Annotated in this window: 30 protein-coding genes; all 30 read right to left on the bottom strand. The window is 34.8% G+C overall.

The window, feature by feature from the left end; genetic code table 11:
• Positions 1-4 precede the first annotated feature (4 nt).
• Positions 5-1,297, bottom strand: a complete 1,293-nt coding sequence (gene eno, locus AAEO57_RS02385; RefSeq protein WP_341689152.1) for a phosphopyruvate hydratase — start codon at positions 1,295-1,297, stop codon at positions 5-7.
• Between the two features lie 111 nt (positions 1,298-1,408).
• Positions 1,409-2,518: a glutamine-hydrolyzing carbamoyl-phosphate synthase small subunit gene (gene carA, locus AAEO57_RS02380; RefSeq protein ID WP_341689150.1), complete on the bottom strand. Its 1,110-nt coding sequence runs from the start codon at positions 2,516-2,518 to the stop codon at positions 1,409-1,411.
• Positions 2,519-2,760: 242 nt separating this feature from the next.
• Complete coding sequence (gene rplQ / locus AAEO57_RS02375) at positions 2,761-3,252, bottom strand: 50S ribosomal protein L17 (RefSeq protein ID WP_113676534.1); 492 nt, start codon at positions 3,250-3,252, stop codon at positions 2,761-2,763.
• Positions 3,253-3,314: 62 nt separating this feature from the next.
• The gene (locus AAEO57_RS02370) at positions 3,315-4,307 is read right to left on the bottom strand and encodes a DNA-directed RNA polymerase subunit alpha (protein WP_008464329.1); all 993 of its coding nucleotides are present in this window, start codon (positions 4,305-4,307) and stop codon (positions 3,315-3,317) included.
• A 21-nt stretch (positions 4,308-4,328) separates the two neighbouring features.
• Entirely contained in the window at positions 4,329-4,934 is a 606-nt protein-coding gene (gene rpsD / locus AAEO57_RS02365; RefSeq protein WP_163407832.1) for a 30S ribosomal protein S4, read from the bottom strand.
• Positions 4,935-5,026: 92 nt separating this feature from the next.
• Complete coding sequence (gene rpsK, locus AAEO57_RS02360; protein WP_026727866.1) at positions 5,027-5,410, bottom strand: 30S ribosomal protein S11; 384 nt, start codon at positions 5,408-5,410, stop codon at positions 5,027-5,029.
• 8 nt (positions 5,411-5,418) lie between these two features.
• Positions 5,419-5,793, bottom strand: a complete 375-nt coding sequence (gene rpsM / locus AAEO57_RS02355; RefSeq protein WP_341689143.1) for a 30S ribosomal protein S13 — start codon at positions 5,791-5,793, stop codon at positions 5,419-5,421.
• Between the two features lie 2 nt (positions 5,794-5,795).
• Complete coding sequence (gene ykgO / locus AAEO57_RS02350; RefSeq protein WP_002987490.1) at positions 5,796-5,912, bottom strand: type B 50S ribosomal protein L36; 117 nt, start codon at positions 5,910-5,912, stop codon at positions 5,796-5,798.
• Positions 5,913-5,924: 12 nt separating this feature from the next.
• Positions 5,925-6,140 (bottom strand): translation initiation factor IF-1, encoded by a 216-nt coding sequence (gene infA, locus AAEO57_RS02345; protein ID WP_007136545.1) that lies wholly within the window; start codon positions 6,138-6,140, stop codon positions 5,925-5,927.
• 7 nt (positions 6,141-6,147) lie between these two features.
• A complete protein-coding gene (gene secY, locus AAEO57_RS02340; protein ID WP_341689140.1) occupies positions 6,148-7,494 on the bottom strand; it encodes a preprotein translocase subunit SecY in 1,347 nt (448 codons plus the stop codon).
• Positions 7,495-7,506: 12 nt separating this feature from the next.
• On the bottom strand, positions 7,507-7,959 hold the full coding sequence (gene rplO, locus AAEO57_RS02335; protein ID WP_008464317.1) for a 50S ribosomal protein L15: 453 nt from the start codon (positions 7,957-7,959) through the stop codon (positions 7,507-7,509).
• Positions 7,960-7,970: 11 nt separating this feature from the next.
• Positions 7,971-8,153, bottom strand: a complete 183-nt coding sequence (rpmD, locus tag AAEO57_RS02330; RefSeq protein ID WP_008464315.1) for a 50S ribosomal protein L30 — start codon at positions 8,151-8,153, stop codon at positions 7,971-7,973.
• A gap of 11 nt (positions 8,154-8,164) precedes the next feature.
• The gene (rpsE, locus tag AAEO57_RS02325) at positions 8,165-8,689 is read right to left on the bottom strand and encodes a 30S ribosomal protein S5 (RefSeq protein ID WP_085949269.1); all 525 of its coding nucleotides are present in this window, start codon (positions 8,687-8,689) and stop codon (positions 8,165-8,167) included.
• 3 nt (positions 8,690-8,692) lie between these two features.
• A complete protein-coding gene (rplR, locus tag AAEO57_RS02320) occupies positions 8,693-9,043 on the bottom strand; it encodes a 50S ribosomal protein L18 (protein WP_035650451.1) in 351 nt (116 codons plus the stop codon).
• 11 nt (positions 9,044-9,054) lie between these two features.
• Positions 9,055-9,597: a 50S ribosomal protein L6 gene (rplF, locus tag AAEO57_RS02315; protein WP_248728271.1), complete on the bottom strand. Its 543-nt coding sequence runs from the start codon at positions 9,595-9,597 to the stop codon at positions 9,055-9,057.
• A gap of 19 nt (positions 9,598-9,616) precedes the next feature.
• On the bottom strand, positions 9,617-10,015 hold the full coding sequence (gene rpsH / locus AAEO57_RS02310; protein ID WP_008464306.1) for a 30S ribosomal protein S8: 399 nt from the start codon (positions 10,013-10,015) through the stop codon (positions 9,617-9,619).
• 105 nt (positions 10,016-10,120) lie between these two features.
• A complete protein-coding gene (gene rpsN, locus AAEO57_RS02305) occupies positions 10,121-10,390 on the bottom strand; it encodes a 30S ribosomal protein S14 (protein WP_031456037.1) in 270 nt (89 codons plus the stop codon).
• 3 nt (positions 10,391-10,393) lie between these two features.
• Entirely contained in the window at positions 10,394-10,945 is a 552-nt protein-coding gene (gene rplE / locus AAEO57_RS02300) for a 50S ribosomal protein L5 (RefSeq protein ID WP_341689129.1), read from the bottom strand.
• 2 nt (positions 10,946-10,947) lie between these two features.
• A complete protein-coding gene (gene rplX / locus AAEO57_RS02295; protein WP_144338057.1) occupies positions 10,948-11,262 on the bottom strand; it encodes a 50S ribosomal protein L24 in 315 nt (104 codons plus the stop codon).
• Between the two features lie 11 nt (positions 11,263-11,273).
• A complete protein-coding gene (rplN, locus tag AAEO57_RS02290; protein WP_007803649.1) occupies positions 11,274-11,642 on the bottom strand; it encodes a 50S ribosomal protein L14 in 369 nt (122 codons plus the stop codon).
• A 2-nt stretch (positions 11,643-11,644) separates the two neighbouring features.
• Entirely contained in the window at positions 11,645-11,905 is a 261-nt protein-coding gene (rpsQ, locus tag AAEO57_RS02285) for a 30S ribosomal protein S17 (RefSeq protein ID WP_008464298.1), read from the bottom strand.
• A gap of 17 nt (positions 11,906-11,922) precedes the next feature.
• The gene (rpmC, locus tag AAEO57_RS02280) at positions 11,923-12,114 is read right to left on the bottom strand and encodes a 50S ribosomal protein L29 (protein WP_341689124.1); all 192 of its coding nucleotides are present in this window, start codon (positions 12,112-12,114) and stop codon (positions 11,923-11,925) included.
• 12 nt (positions 12,115-12,126) lie between these two features.
• On the bottom strand, positions 12,127-12,552 hold the full coding sequence (gene rplP, locus AAEO57_RS02275) for a 50S ribosomal protein L16 (RefSeq protein WP_017495016.1): 426 nt from the start codon (positions 12,550-12,552) through the stop codon (positions 12,127-12,129).
• Between the two features lie 19 nt (positions 12,553-12,571).
• A complete protein-coding gene (gene rpsC / locus AAEO57_RS02270) occupies positions 12,572-13,330 on the bottom strand; it encodes a 30S ribosomal protein S3 (protein WP_008464292.1) in 759 nt (252 codons plus the stop codon).
• A 5-nt stretch (positions 13,331-13,335) separates the two neighbouring features.
• Positions 13,336-13,749 (bottom strand): 50S ribosomal protein L22, encoded by a 414-nt coding sequence (rplV, locus tag AAEO57_RS02265; protein WP_007803631.1) that lies wholly within the window; start codon positions 13,747-13,749, stop codon positions 13,336-13,338.
• A gap of 6 nt (positions 13,750-13,755) precedes the next feature.
• Complete coding sequence (gene rpsS / locus AAEO57_RS02260) at positions 13,756-14,034, bottom strand: 30S ribosomal protein S19 (RefSeq protein WP_008464288.1); 279 nt, start codon at positions 14,032-14,034, stop codon at positions 13,756-13,758.
• Positions 14,035-14,040: 6 nt separating this feature from the next.
• Positions 14,041-14,865, bottom strand: a complete 825-nt coding sequence (gene rplB / locus AAEO57_RS02255; RefSeq protein WP_091496650.1) for a 50S ribosomal protein L2 — start codon at positions 14,863-14,865, stop codon at positions 14,041-14,043.
• A gap of 9 nt (positions 14,866-14,874) precedes the next feature.
• Entirely contained in the window at positions 14,875-15,165 is a 291-nt protein-coding gene (gene rplW / locus AAEO57_RS02250) for a 50S ribosomal protein L23 (RefSeq protein WP_008464286.1), read from the bottom strand.
• 7 nt (positions 15,166-15,172) lie between these two features.
• A complete protein-coding gene (rplD, locus tag AAEO57_RS02245) occupies positions 15,173-15,802 on the bottom strand; it encodes a 50S ribosomal protein L4 (RefSeq protein WP_341689114.1) in 630 nt (209 codons plus the stop codon).
• Positions 15,802-16,419 (bottom strand): 50S ribosomal protein L3, encoded by a 618-nt coding sequence (gene rplC, locus AAEO57_RS02240; RefSeq protein ID WP_026727877.1) that lies wholly within the window; start codon positions 16,417-16,419, stop codon positions 15,802-15,804. Before rplC ends, rplD begins: the two co-directional genes overlap by 1 nt.
• Between the last annotated feature and the right edge of the window lie 248 nt (positions 16,420-16,667).

The following is a 16,667-nucleotide window of genomic DNA, read 5'->3' as shown; positions in this document are numbered from 1 at the left end:
ACAATTATTTGATCTTAAAAGCGTTTAACCCAGGAAAATAAGCGGTATTCCCCAATTCTTCTTCAATTCTTAATAATTGGTTGTATTTTGCCATACGATCTGAACGAGAAGCTGAACCTGTTTTAATTTGACCACAGTTTAAAGCTACAGCCAAATCAGCTATAGTATTATCTTCTGTTTCACCTGAACGGTGAGACATTACTGAAGTATACCCTGCATTTTTAGCCATGTTTACAGCTGCTATAGTTTCAGTTAAAGTACCAATTTGGTTTACTTTTACTAAGATTGAGTTAGCAATTCCTTTCTCAATACCAGTTGATAAACGAGCAACGTTAGTAACAAATAAATCGTCTCCAACTAATTGAACTTTATCTCCAATTTTTTCAGTTAAAGCTTTCCATCCGTCCCAGTCATCTTCGTACATACCATCTTCTATAGAGATAATTGGATATTTAGCAGCAAGTTCAGCTAAATAATCAGCTTGTTCTTCAGAAGTTCTAATTTTTCCAGTTTCACCTTCAAATTTAGTGTAATCGTATTTTCCGTTTACATAAAACTCAGAAGCCGCACAGTCAAGAGCAATCATAATTTCGTCACCGAAAGAATATCCTGCTTTTTCAACTGCTAATTTAATAGTATCTAAAGCGTCTTCAGTTCCGCCAGCCAAGTTTGGAGCAAAACCTCCTTCATCACCTACAGCAGTACTTAAACCTCTATCATGTAATACTTTTTTCAAGTTGTGGAAAATTTCAGTTCCCATTTGCATTGCATGTGTAAAAGAAGTTGCTTTTACTGGAAAAATCATAAACTCTTGAAATGCGATAGGCGCATCAGAGTGAGAACCACCATTGATGATGTTCATCATTGGAACAGGTAATGTGTTAGCAGAAACTCCACCTACATATCTGTATAATGGCAAACCAAGTTCGTTAGCAGCAGCTTTTGCAGCAGCTAAAGAAACACCTAAAATAGCATTAGCTCCTAATTTAGATTTGTTTGGAGTTCCATCTAAATCAATCATTAATTGGTCAATTGTGTTTTGTTCGAAAACAGAAGTTCCAACTAATTCTTCAGCAATAACAGTATTTACATTATTCACTGCATTCAAAACACCTTTACCTAGATAAGCTTTACCTCCATCACGTAATTCAACAGCTTCGTGCTCTCCAGTTGATGCTCCAGATGGAACAGCAGCTCTACCTAAAACTCCATTTTCAGTTACTACATCAACTTCAATAGTAGGATTACCTCTAGAATCAAGAATTTGTCTTGCGTGAACTTTAATTATAATACTCATTATTTTTGTTTTTTATTAATAAATTATATTTTTTTTTCGAAATTATAAAAATATTTAATACTATAAACGCATTCTCAATATTAAACACCTTTATTTATTAACTACATCGTTTTAGGCTTTAGCAGTTTTGATATTCTCCACAAACTGATCAAACAAATACGACGAATCGTGTGGTCCTGGACTTGCTTCTGGATGGTATTGTACTGAGAAACAATTCTTGTTTTTCATTCTCATTCCGGCAACAGTATCATCATTTAGATGAATATGTGTAAGCTCTAATTCCGGATGACCTTCCAAAGCCTCTCTCTTAACCGCAAAACCATGATTTTGAGATGTAATTTCTCCTTTACCCGTTAAAAGGTTTTTTACAGGATGATTAATTCCTCTATGTCCGCCAAACATTTTATAAGTCTGAACTCCATTTGCCAAAGCAATAATTTGATGTCCTAAACAGATTCCGAATAATGGCCTGTCTTCAGCAATAATTTTTTTAGCCACTTCAATTACTCCATGCAAAGGATCTGGATCTCCAGGCCCATTTGACAAGAAAAACCCATCTGGATTAAACGAATTTAAATCTTCGTACGAAGCATCGTATGGAAACACTTTAATATAACAATCCCTTTTTGCAAAATTTCTTAGAATATTCTTTTTGATTCCAAGATCAAGTGCCGAAATTTTATATGTTGCATTTTCGTCTCCCACAAAGTAAGGTTCAGTTGTAGAAACTTTTGAAGCCAATTCTAAACCTTCCATGTTAGGCACGTTAGCCAACTCTTTTTTCAAATCCTCAACTGAAGTTCCATCAGTACAAATAACAGCATTCATAGCACCGTTATCTCGAATGTAACTAACAAGAGCTCTTGTATCAACATCAGAAATACAAATTAGGTTTTGTTTAGCGAAATAATCCTCTAAACTACCTGAAGCACCTTCTCTCGAATAATTAAAACTAAAATTTTTACAAACTAAACCAGCAATTTTCACGCTATCTGATTCAACTTCTAAATCATTTATACCATAATTCCCTATATGCGGATTAGTAGTAACCATAATTTGACCAAAATATGAAGGATCTGTAAAAATCTCCTGATATCCGGTCATCCCAGTATTAAAACAAACTTCACCAAAAGTTTTACCGCTAATACCGATAGACTTTCCATGAAAAACAGTTCCATCACTTAGTAATAAAATGGCGCTTTGTCGTGTTGTGTATTTCATTATTTAATTTGTATTGTTTTTTAATTGTTTATGAAACTTATTCCGTCTCATTTATAATTAGATATTTTGCAAATTTACTTCTTTAAAGAAGCTCTTCCAAGATTTTTTAAAACTTTCACTCTTAAAAATAAAACCTATCATTTTAAATAAGTTAGATTTTTAAGATTTTAAAAAAATCAAAAAAAAAGGATAAACTAAAAATTAGTTTATCCTTTAATATTATAGAATGATTACTCTCATAATTATTCAGAAGCTTCAGTAGTCGTTTCTGATTCAGCAGCAGGAGCTTCTGGAGCAGCAGTTTCAGCTTTTTTAGCTTTACCACCACGACGGCTTTTCGCTTTTTTAACTTCTTTTTTACCTCCGTTGTAAAGTTCATTGAAGTCAACAAGTTCAATCATTGCCATATCAGCATTATCTCCCAAACGATTTCCAACTTTAATGATACGAGTGTATCCTCCTGGACGGTCTCCAACTTTAGCAGCCACATCTCTGAACAAATCTGTTACAGCATATTTGCTACGTAAGTAAGCAAAAACAATACGACGGTTGTGAGTCGTATCCTCTTTCGATTTTGTGATTAAAGGCTCAACGAATTGTTTAAGCGCTTTAGCTTTAGCAACAGTAGTGTTAATACGTTTGTGCTCAATAAGAGAACAAGCCATATTAGCCAACATAGCTTTTCTATGTCCAGTCTGTCTGCTTAAGTGGTTGAATTTTTTTCCGTGTCTCATGACGTGTTTTTTTTATCTTCATCTTGCTACAATCCACTATGGAGAGCAAAATATGAAGTAAATTATTCTTTATCTAATTTGTATTTAGCTAAATCCATTCCGAAAGTTAAATTCTTAACTGCAACAAGCTCATCAAGCTCAGTTAAAGATTTTTTACCGAAGTTACGGAACTTCATTAAGTCATTTTTATTGAACGATACTAAATCACCAAGTGTATCAACTTCAGCCGCTTTCAAGCAATTTAATGCTCTCACAGATAAATCCATATCAACAAGCTTAGTTTTAAGCAATTGTCTCATATGCAATGACTCTTCATCATACGATTCTGTTTGTGCAATTTCGTCAGCCTCAAGTGTAATTCTTTCGTCAGAAAACAACATGAAATGGTGAATTAAAACTTTAGCAGCTTCAGTAAGAGCATCTTTAGGATTAATAGATCCATCAGTTTTGATTTCAAAAACTAATTTTTCGTAATCTGTTTTTTGCTCTACACGGAAGTTTTCGATTGCATATTTTACATTTTTTACCGGAGTAAAAATAGAATCTGTAAAAATCGTTCCAATTGCAGCATTCTGTTTTTTGTTCTCTTCAGCAGGCACGTATCCTCTACCTTTTTCGATTGTTAAATCGAAGTTCAATTTGATTTTAGAATCTAAATTACAGATAACTAGGTCTGGATTCAGAACTTGGAAACCTGAAATAAATTTTTGAAAATCACCTGCTGTTAATTGATCTTTACCAGAAACAGAAATAGTAACTGATTCATTATCGATATCTTCAATTTGACGTTTGAAACGTACTTGTTTTAGATTAAGGATAATTTCGGTAACATCTTCAACAACACCTGAAATAGTAGAAAACTCATGATCTACACCCTCGATACGAACAGATGTAATTGCATAACCTTCTAATGCTGAAAGCAAAACTCTTCTAAGTGCATTACCAACAGTCAATCCATAACCAGGTTCTAAAGGTCTAAATTCGAATTTACCTTCAAAATCGGTTGAATCGATCATGATAACTTTATCGGGCTTTTGAAAATTAAATATTGCCATAAATTTCGACTAAGTCAATTATTATTTGTTGTACAACTCTACGATTAATTGTTCTTTAATGTTTTCTGGAATTTGAAGTCTCGCAGGTACAGAAACGAAAGTTCCTTCTTTAAGATCGTTGTTCCAAGTAATCCATTCATAAACATGACTTGAATTTGATAAAGAACGTTCGATAGCCTCTAAAGATTTAGATTTTTCACGAACAGCTACTTTATCACCAGGCTTAAGGTGGTAAGAAGGAATATTTACAACTTCACCATTTACAGTAATGTGTCTGTGAGAAACTAATTGTCTTGCACCTCTACGAGATGGAGCAATACCCATTCTAAAAACAACATTATCTAACCTTGCTTCACATAATTGTAAAAGAACCTCACCAGTAACACCTTTAGTAGCTGATGCTTTTTTAAACAAACCTCTGAATTGTTTTTCTAAAATTCCGTAAGAATATTTAGCTTTTTGCTTTTCCATTAACTGAACAGCGTATTCAGATTTTTTTCCTCTTTTTTTAGCCATCCCGTGTTGTCCAGGAGGGTAATTTCTTTTTTCGAAAGCTCTATCGTCTCCGAAGATTGCCTCGCCAAATTTACGAGCAATTCTAGTTTTAGGACCAGTATATCTTGCCATTTCTAAAAATTAAATTTAAGGTAGAGATTATGAATTCAGGTCATATCCTTCGATAATCGTTTATTCTACCTTGTTATACTTAAAAAATATTATTAAACTCTACGTCTTTTTGGAGGACGACAACCATTGTGAGGCATTGGAGTAACATCGATAATCTCTGTAACTTCAATCCCACCGTTATGAATAGAACGGATAGCTGACTCACGTCCGTTACCTGGTCCTTTTACATAAACTTTCACTTTTTTAAGTCCTGCCTCAAGTGCTACTTTAGCACAGTCTTCTGCTGCCATTTGAGCTGCATAAGGAGTGTTCTTTTTAGAACCTCTGAAACCCATTTTACCAGCTGAAGACCAAGAAATAACTTCACCTTTCTTATTCGTCAAAGAAATAATAATATTGTTGAAAGTGGCAGAAATATGAGCTTCACCCGTTGATTCAACGATAACTTTACGTTTTTTTGCAGTTGCTTTAGCCATATTACTTATTATTTAGTTGCTTTTTTCTTGTTAGCAACAGTTTTTCTTTTACCTTTTCTTGTTCTAGAGTTGTTTTTAGTTCTTTGTCCTCGCAACGGAAGACCAGTTCTATGACGGATACCTCTGTAACAACCAATATCCATTAAACGTTTGATGTTCAAAGAAACTTCAGAACGTAATTCTCCTTCAATCTTGTAAAACGAAACTGCATCACGAATTGCTCCGATCTCGTCATCATTCCAATCTTGAACTTTTTTATCTTGGCTTACTTGAGCTTTTTCTAAAATCTCAATAGCTCTACTTTTTCCTAATCCAAAGATGTAGGTAAGTGCGATAACACCTCTTTTGTTTTTTGGGATATCTACCCCTGCTATTCTTGCCATAATTATCCTTGTCTTTGTTTAAATCTAGGATTCTTTTTGTTTATTACGTACAGTCTCCCTTTTCTACGCACGATAATGCACTCGGCACTTCTCTTTTTTACTGATGCTCTAACTTTCATAGTAATTATCCTTTAATATCGATAAGTAATTCTTGCTTTTGACAAATCGTAAGGACTCATTTCCAGTTTCACTTTATCACCAGGTAATAATTTGATATAATGCATTCGCATTTTCCCAGAAATATGAGCAATTACAATGTGTCCATTTTCTAACTCTACACGGAACATCGCATTAGATAATGCTTCAATGATTGATCCGTCTTGTTCTATTGCTGATTGTTTTGCCATAAATATATTAAGCTACTGCTTTTCTATTTTTACCAGTCTTCATTAAACCATCATAATGTTTGTTTAACAAGTATGAATTGATTTGTTGAATCGTATCTATTGCAACTCCCACCATTATTATTAACGAGGTACCTCCAAAAAACATCGCCCAAGATTGTTGTACATCCATAATACTTACAACAATAGCTGGGAACACAGCAATCAAAGCAAGGAATAAAGATCCTGGGAAAGTTATTAAAGACATCACTTTGTCTAAGAAGTCAGACGTTTCAGCACCAGGACGTACTCCTGGGATAAAACCACCACTTCTCTTTAAATCATCAGCCATTTTGTTAGTAGGAACAGTGATTGCAGTATAGAAAAATGTAAATACAATAATCAAAGTTGCAAATACAAAATTATACCAAAAACCGAACATATCACTAAATGTCCCAACGATAGATTGTGATGTATCTGATTTAGACAATCCAGCTACAGCCGCTGGTATAAACATAATTGCCTGTGCAAAAATGATTGGCATAACCCCTGAAGCATTAAGCTTAAGAGGAATCCACTGTCTGTTACCACCTGCTAAATCCTGCTCATAATCACCAGTTGTTGTACGACGTGCATACTGAACCGGAATTCTACGAACAGCCATAGTAAGCAATACACAAGAGATAATCACTAAAAGCCATACAATAATCTCAATAGCCATTAACATTAAACCTCCTGTATTATTAGTAACAACTGATTTAAATTCCTGCATAAAAGCTTGAGGTAAACGAGCTAAAATACCAACCATAATCAATAATGAAATCCCATTTCCAATACCTTTATCAGTAATTTTTTCTCCTAGCCACATAGCAAAAATAGTACCTGTAACTAAGATAATAACAGAAGAAAATAAAAACTCAGGAGAGTCAAACCCTAACAAAAAAGCATTGCTAGGCAAAGTTCTGTATAAATTATAGATATAAGTTGGACCTTGAACCAATGTAATTGCAATAGTTAACCAACGTGTGATTTGATTAATCTTTTTTCTACCACTTTCTCCGTCATTTTGAAGTTTTTGCAAATATGGAATAGCAATTCCCATTAACTGAACAACAATAGAAGCAGAAATATAAGGCATAATCCCTAAAGCAAAAACTGAAGCTTTAGAGAAAGCACCACCTGTGAACATGTCCAGAATAGATCCCAAACCATTTTTAGTTTGTCCTGCCAATCCCATTAATTGAGTTGCATCAATTCCAGGAAGCGTTACGTGTGCACCGAAACGATATACTAAAAGCAAACCTAATGTAATCAGGATTCTGTTTTTCAGCTCTTCGATTTTCCAAACATTGCTTATTGATTCAATAAATTTCTTCATACAATAGAAAAATTATATTGTTACGGCCTCACCTCCAGCAGCTTCAATAGCAGCTTTTGCGGTAGCAGTAAATTTGTGAGCAGTTACTTTTAATTTTGCTTTCAATTCTCCTCTACCTAAAATCTTAACGATTTCATTTTTTGAAGCAAGACGGTTTGCTACGAAATCTGCCATAGAAACAGAATCAGTAATTACACCGTTATCAACTAATAATTGAAGCGTATCTAAATTAACACCTTCGTATTCTTTACGATTGATGTTTTTGAAACCAAACTTAGGTACACGTCTTTGAAGTGGCATCTGCCCTCCTTCAAAACCAATCTTTTTAGAATAACCAGAACGAGATTTTGCTCCTTTGTGTCCACGTGCAGCGGTACCACCTTTTCCAGAACCTTCTCCTCTACCTAATCTTTTATTTTGATTGTGTGTAGATCCCTCAGCAGGTTGTAAGTTACTTAAATTCATAACAGTATTTGTTATTTAGCTTCTTCAACAGAAACTAAGTGTTTAACTTTGTTTATCATCCCAAGGATAGCAGGATTTGACTCATGCTCCACAACTTGTCCAATTTTACGTAGACCTAAAGCTTCCAACCCTCTCTTTTGAGAAAGAGGACAGTTGATTTTGCTTCTTACTTGTTTTACTAATAATTTAGCCATAATTTCCTGAATTAACCTTTAAAAACTTTCTCTAAAGAAACACCTCTTTGTTTTGCAACAGTATGAGCGCTTCTCATTTGCAATAAAGCATCAAAAGTTGCTTTTACTACGTTATGTGGATTTGATGATCCTTGAGATTTAGACAATACATCGTGAATACCTACTGACTCAAGAACTGAACGAACAGCTCCACCAGCAATAACTCCAGTACCATGAGATGCTGGAATTAAGAACACACGTGCACCACCAAATTTACCTTTTTGTTCGTGAGGAACAGATTGTCCATTCAAAGGAATTCTAACCAAATTTTTCTTAGCATCCTCTACTGCTTTCGCAATTGCTTCAGAAACATCTTTAGATTTTCCTAATCCATGACCAACTACTCCATTTTCATCACCTACAACTACAATAGCAGAAAAACCGAAAGCTCTACCTCCTTTTGTAACTTTAGTAACACGATTAACACTAACTAGACGATCTTTTAATTCAAGACCACTAGGTTTTACCAATTCTACATTTTTGTATTTAGACATAATATATTAGAATTTAAGTCCAGCGGCTCTTGCGCCTTCTGCTAATGATTTAATACGCCCGTGATATAAATATCCACCTCTATCAAAAGTGATGGTATCAATCCCAGCTTTTAACGCTTTCTCTGCAACTAGTTTTCCAACAGCAGCAGCTACTTCAACGTTAGTACCTTTTCCTATTTCTTTTTCTCTAGAAGATGCAGCTAAGATAGTAACTCCATTTACATCATCAATAATTTGAGCGTAAATTTCTTTATTACTTCTAAAAACAGAAAGTCTAGGTCTTGCAGCAGAACCACTAACCGATTTTCTAATTCTGAATTTAATTCTCTGTCTTCTTTCAGATTTTGTTAATGACATAATCTTATATTTTAAGCTGATTTACCTGCTTTTCTTCTTAATACTTCACCCACAAATTTAACACCTTTTCCTTTGTATGGCTCAGGCTTACGGAAACCTCTGATTTTCGCAGCAACCTGACCTAAAAGTTGTTTATCAAACGATGTTAATTTTACGATAGGGTTCTTACCTTTTTCAGATACTGTTTCTAAAGATACTTCTGGAGCAATTTCTAAAACAATATTGTGAGAATATCCAAGAGCTAAATCTAATTTTTGACCTTGGTTTGAAGCTCTATAACCAACTCCAACTAATTCTAGTTCTTTTGTGAAACCTTCAGATACACCAACAATCATATTATTGATCAAAGATCTAAATAATCCGTGTTTTGCTCTATGGTCTTTATGATCAGACGATCTTTCAACTAAAACTTGATCGCCTTCAACAGTTACATTTACGTCCGAAAACTCTTGTACTAGTTGACCTCTTTTTCCTTTTACTGTAATTATACCGTCTTTAACTTCAACAGTTACACCAGCAGGGATTACAATTGGGCTTTTACCTATTCTTGACATCTTTATCTAGTGTTTAAAATTAGTATACGTAACAAATTACTTCACCACCTACATTTAATTGCTTAGCTTGTTTTCCTGTCATCAAACCTTTTGATGTAGAAACAATAGCAATTCCTAATCCGTTAAGGATTCTAGGTAATTTGGCAGCACCTGCGTACTTACGTAAACCAGGTTTACTAATTCTTTGGATATCTTTGATTACAGGCTCTTTAGTATCTTTATCATACTTCAAAGCAATTTTGATAGAACCTTGAACTGTGTTCTGCTCAAATTTGTAACTTAAGATATAACCTTGATCAAATAAGATCTTAGTTATCTCTTTTTTAAGATTAGATGCTGGAATTTCAACAACTTTGTGGTTTGCAGCCACAGCGTTACGAACTCTAGTCAAATAATCTGCAATAGGATCTGTATACATATGTATTTGATTGCGATTATGGTTTTCGGGAAACACTCGTTTCCCGAACCTTTAATCAATTAAAAATTATTTTTTGGTCTGCAAAAGTAATAACTTATTACGAGATTACCAAGACGCTTTTTTAACTCCAGGAATTAATCCATTATTAGCCATCTCACGGAAAGTTACACGTGAAATACCAAATTGACGAATATAACCTCTAGGTCTACCTGTTAATTTACAACGATTGTGCAAACGAACTGGTGAAGCGTTTTTAGGTAATTTTTGTAAGCCTTCATAATCACCAGCTTCTAATAAAGCTTTTCTTTTTTCAGCATACTTAGCTACCGTTTTCTCTCTTTTCACCTCACGGGCTTTCATTGATTCTTTAGCCATGTCTTAATTCTTTTTAAAAGGTAATCCTAATTCAGCCAATAATGACTTTGCTTCCTTGTCTGTTTTTGCAGTAGTAACAAAAGTAATATCCATTCCTGAAATTTTGTTTACTTTGTCAATATCAATTTCTGGGAAAATGATTTGCTCTAAAACTCCAAGATTGTAGTTACCTCTTCCGTCGAATCCAGTAGCTTTAATACCACCAAAATCTCTAACACGTGGCAAAGCAGAAGTGATAAGTCTATCTAAAAACTCATACATTCTTTCTCCACGTAAAGTAACTTTTACTCCAATAGGCATTCCTTTTCTCAATTTGAAAGACGCAACGTCTTTCTTAGAGATTGTAGAAACTGCTTTTTGTCCAGTGATCTTTGTTAACTCATCAACTGCATAGTCAATAAGTTTTTTATCAGATACAGCTGCACCAACTCCACGGCTCAAAACGATTTTTTCAAGTTTAGGAACTTGCATCACGTTTGTATATCCGAACTCTTCTTTAAGAGCAGAGATTACTCTACTCTTATATTCTTCTTTTAGTCTAGGTGTATATGCCATTACTATAGTACTTGATTAGATTTTTTTGAAAATCTTACTTTCTTATCTCCTTCTACTCTAACACCTACTCTAGTTGTTTCCTTAGTTTTAGGATCAATTAAAGCAATGTTAGAAATTTGAATAGAAGCTTCTTTCTTAACGATACCACCTTGAGGGTTTTTAGCACTTGGTTTAGTATGTTTAGAAACCATGTTTACTCCTTCAACGATCGCTTTGTTTTTTTCACGGTAAACACGTAAAACTTTACCTTCAGCACCTTTATGGTCTCCAGCAATAACCCTTACGATATCTCCTGATTTTATTTTTAGCTTTATCATCTTAAAACGAATTAAAGCACTTCTGGTGCTAATGATACAATTTTCATGAATTGTTTTTCACGAAGTTCTCTTGCTACCGGACCAAAAACACGAGTTCCTCTCATTTCCCCTGCAGCATTCAAAAGAACACATGCATTGTCATCGAAACGGATATAAGAACCATCAGCTCTTCTCACTTCTTTTTTAGTACGCACAACAACTGCAGTTGAAACAGCTCCTTTTTTCACGTTTCCGTTTGGAGTTGCATCTTTGATAGAAACTACAATTTTGTCACCAACAGAGGCATATCTTCTTTTAGTACCTCCTAAAACACGAATAGTTAAAACTTCTTTAGCTCCCGTGTTATCTGCTACTTTTAGTCTTGATTCTTGTTGTACCATAATTATTTAGCTCTTTCTAAGATTTCAACTAATCTCCAACATTTTGTTTTACTTAAAGGACGCGTTTCGCTAATTCTTACAGTATCTCCAATGTTACAGTCGTTTTTTTCGTCGTGTGCAACATATTTCTTTGTTTTCAACACGAACTTACCGTATAACGGGTGTTTTACTTTTCTTACTTCTGAAATAACGATAGATTTATCCATCTTATTTGAAGTAACAACACCTATTCTTTCTTTTCTTAAATTTCTTTTTTCTTCCATCTTTCAGCAGAATACAATTATTGTAACTCTCTTTTAGTTAACTCTGTAGCTAATCTTGCAACTGTTCTTCTAACACTTCTAATCTGAAGTGGGTTAGCAATTGGAGAAAGAGCATGAGCCATTTTTAGGTCAGCATATACTTTCTTAGTTTGACTAAGCTTTTCTTGCAACTCCGCTGCAGAAAGATCTTTTATTTCTGATTGTTTCATAATAAATATAAATTATGCTTCGAAATCTCTAGCAACGACGAATTTAGTTTTTACTGGAAGCTTCTGAGCCGCAAGACGTAAAGCCTCTTTTGCAACTGATAACGGAACTCCTCCAACTTCAAACATAATTCTTCCTGGTTTAACAACAGCAGCCCAATACTCAACTGCTCCTTTACCTTTACCCATACGTACTTCAAGAGGCTTCTTAGTGATAGGTTTGTCTGGAAATATTTTAATCCATAATTGTCCTTCTCTCTTCATGTAACGAGTTGCAGCGATACGCGCAGCTTCGATTTGACGAGAAGTTAAGAACATTCCATCTTCATGCACAGATTTAATACCAAACATTCCATTAGAAAGTTCATGCCCTCTTTGAGAGTTACCTTTCATTTTACCTTTTTGTACCTTACGGTATTTTGTTCTTTTAGGCTGTAACATTTTTCTTTAGTTTAAAAATTTACTTTCTTTTACGAGCGTCTGGTTTTCCACCTTTGTTAAAGTTAGATTTGCCTCTAGGAGCATCTCCGCCTTTTCCACCACCTGTACCAGATTGTTTTTTGTCCATTCCAGCAAGTGGAGAAAGTTCTCTCTTACCGTAAACTTCACCTTTCATGATCCACACTTTGATACCCATTCTACCGTAAGTAGTGTGAGCTTCAGCCAAAGCATAATCAATATCAGCTCTGAAAGTTGATAGAGGAATTCTACCTTCTTTGAAACCTTCCGAACGCGCCATCTCAGCACCATTCAAACGACCAGAAATCAAAACTTTGATACCTTCAGCGTTCATACGCATAGAAGCAGCAATAGCCATTTTGATTGCACGTCTGTAAGAAATACGGCTTTCGATTTGACGAGCGATACTTGTCGCCACAAGATAAGCATCTAACTCAGGTCTTTTGATTTCAAAGATGTTAATTTGAACCTCTTTGTCAGTAACTTTCTTAAGTTCTTCTTTTAACTTGTCTACCTCTTGCCCACCTTTTCCGATAATGATACCAGGTCTGGCAGTAGTGATAGTAACGGTTACAAGTTTCAAAGTTCTCTCGATGATTACTTTAGATACACTAGCTTTTGATAAACGAGCATGGATATACTTTCTGATTTTGTGATCTTCGGCTAATTTATCACCGTAATCATTTCCACCATACCAGTTTGAGTCCCATCCTCTGATGATACCAAGTCTATTTCCAATTGGATTTGTCTTTTGTCCCATGCTGCTTAAGAATTGCTTTGTGTGTTATTGATAGCTCCAAGCACGATTGTTACGTGGTTAGAACGTTTTCTTATTCTGTGTGCACGACCTTGTGGAGCTGGACGAAGTCTTTTTAACATCATTCCACCATCTACTCTGATCTCTTTAACAAATAATCCAGCTTCTTCTAAATTACCTTCACTATTTTTTTGCTCCCAGTTATTGATTGCAGATAATAATAGTTTCTCTAATTTTCTTGAAGCTTCTTTAGAACTGAATCTTAAAATGTTAAGTGCTCTTTCTACCTTCTGACCTCTTACCAAGTCCGCTACTAAGCGCATTTTTCTAGGTGAAGTAGGGCAGTTATTCAATTTTGCGAAAGCAATAGACTTATTAGCCTCTTTTCTCGCATCTGCTGTTTCTCTTTTACGAACTCCCATTGCTTCTTATTTTTTACCTTTATTTTTTGCTCCAGCATGACCTCTAAAAGATCTAGTTGGTGAAAACTCTCCTAATTTGTGACCTACCATGTTTTCTGTTACGTAAACTGGTACAAATTGACGACCGTTATGAACTGCGATAGTTTGCCCAACGAAATCTGGAGTAATCATTGAAGCTCTAGACCAAGTCTTTACAACTGCATTTTTACCACTTTCTACGTTTTCTTGAACTTTCTTGTCTAATTTATAATGAACGAAAGGTCCTTTTTTTAATGAACGTGCCATATCTTATTATTTCTTTCTACGTTCTACGATATACTTGTTACTCGGGTTTTTCTTAGAACGAGTTCTGTAACCTTTAGCTGGCAATCCTTTTCTTGAACGTGGATGCCCTCCAGAAGAACGTCCTTCACCACCTCCCATAGGGTGATCAACTGGGTTCATCGCTACTGGTCTAGTTCTAGGTCTTCTTCCTAACCATCTTGTTCTACCTGCTTTTCCAGATACAACTAATTGGTGGTCAGAATTAGAAACAGCTCCAATTGTAGCCGAACATGTCAACAAGATTAATCTTGTCTCTCCAGATGGCATTTTAATTGTTGCATATTTCCCGTCTCTTGCCATTAACTGAGCAAAAGTTCCTGCTGAACGAGCAATTACAGCTCCTTGTCCTGGACGTAACTCAATACAAGATATAACAGTTCCAAGAGGAATTCTGCTTAAAGGTAAAGTATTACCAATCTCTGGTTGAGATTCTGGACCAGAAACTAATTTCTGACCAACTTTCAATCCGTTTTGAGCGATAATATAAGTTTTCTCTCCATCAGCATAAGCTAATAAAGCAATAAATGCAGTACGATTTGGATCGTATTCGATTGATTTCACTGTAGCTGGAATTCCATCTTTAGTTCTTTTGAAATCAATAATACGATATCTCTGCTTGTGACCACCACCCGTATAACGCATGGTCATCTTTCCTTGACTATTTCTACCTCCAGAGTTTTTTATCGGCGCTATCAAAGAGCGTTCCGGCTTATCAGTTGTAATAGCGTCATAACCATTCACAACTCTAAATCGCTGACCCGGGGTAATAGGTTTTAATTTTCTTACTGACATTTTTCTATCTTAGATATTGTTGTAAAAATCAATTGTTTCTCCTTCTTGTACTTGAACAATTGCTTTTTTGTATGCATTTGTCTTTCCACTGATTAAACCACTTTTAGTGTATTTAGTAGATCTATCTGGTCTCACATTCATTGTGTTAACAGAAACAATAGTTACTCCATAAGCAGCCTCAACAGCTTTCTTAATTTCAACTTTGTTTGCTTTTTTGTTAACTACGAATCCGAAGCGGTTTAGAACTTCACTTTCTTTGGTTACTTTTTCCGTTACTATAGGTCTAATTATGATGCTCATATTCCTATTATTTACTTAAATTTTCTTCAATTAACTCTAAAGAACCTTCCAAAAGCACTAAATTGTTAGCGTTTAATATTGCGTAAGTGCTTAATTCTGAGCTAGTTACGACATTTGAAGCCTTTAAATTACGTGACGACAAATATACGTTTTTATTTGACTCACCCAACACAAATAAAGATTTTTTATTCTCTAACCCTAAAGCTTTCAAAACGTTAATGAAATTTTTAGTGTTTGGCGCTTCAAAATTAAAGTCTTCTACAACTACGATATTTGACTCTTTTGCTTTGATAGAGAAAGCTGATTTTCTAGCTAATCTCTTTAAACCTTTATTCAATTTGAATGAATAACTTCTTGGCCTTGGCCCAAAAACTGTTCCTCCACCTTTAAACAAAGGATTCTTAACACTTCCTGCACGAGCAGTACCAGTTCCTTTTTGCTTTTTAATCTTACGAGTACTTCCAGCTACTTCAGCTCTTTCCTTAGCCTTATGAGTACCTTGTCTTTGATTAGCAAGATATTGCTTAACATCAAGATACACTGCGTGATTGTTTGGTTCAATTGCGAATACTGAATCAGAAAGTTGAACTTTTCTTCCAGTATCTTTTCCGTTGAAATCTAATACTTTTACTTCCATTACTTCTGAATGATTACATAAGAGTTTTTGTGTCCAGGAATACACCCTTTAACAACAAGTAGGTTCTTTTCAGCAACTACTTTTAAAACTCTAAGGTTTTGAACTTTTACATTTTCTCCTCCCATTCTTCCAGCCATACGCATTCCTTTGAACACTCTAGATGGATAAGAAGAAGCTCCTACAGAACCTGGCGCTCTTAAACGGTTGTGCTGACCATGAGTAGCTTGTCCAACACCACCAAAACCGTGACGCTTAACAACACCTTGGAAACCTTTACCTTTAGATACACCTTGTACATCTACAAATTCTCCTTCTTCAAAAATAGAAACATCAATAAGATCTCCTAATTTTTGTTCAGTTGCAAAATCTTGGAATTCAACGACTTTTTTCTTAGCAACAGTTCCAGCTTTCTTAAAGTGACCTAAAGCCGCTTTAGTAGAATGTTTCTCGTTTTTGTCATCGAAACCAAGTTGCAACGCTTCATACCCGTCAACCTCGTTGGTTCTGACTTGGGTAACAACACATGGACCAGCTTCGATTACTGTACAAGGAATGTTTTTCCCGTTTTCGTCGAAAATACTAGTCATGCCGATTTTCTTACCAATTAACCCAGACATAAATATTAATTATTAATTACTAAAATTCCCTTCAATTTGAAAATAACAGAAATTTCCAAACAGGGAGTGCAAAAGTAGTTATTAAAATTGAATATACCAAACAGTTACAAAAATTAAATCGCTCATAATCAAAATCCAAGCTCAAAACAAAGACTAAAAACGATCTTCTTTATTCCGAAATTCAATCTTATTTTTTCCTTCAACAAACAAATGACACATAACAATTAATTAATAAAATCACAACAAAA

The sequence above is a fragment of the Flavobacterium calami genome (genome assembly GCF_038290035.1).
Classification (GTDB): domain Bacteria; phylum Bacteroidota; class Bacteroidia; order Flavobacteriales; family Flavobacteriaceae; genus Flavobacterium; species Flavobacterium calami.
The sequence above is the reverse complement of the archived record's forward strand: the minus strand, read 5'-3'. Positions and strand labels throughout refer to the sequence as shown.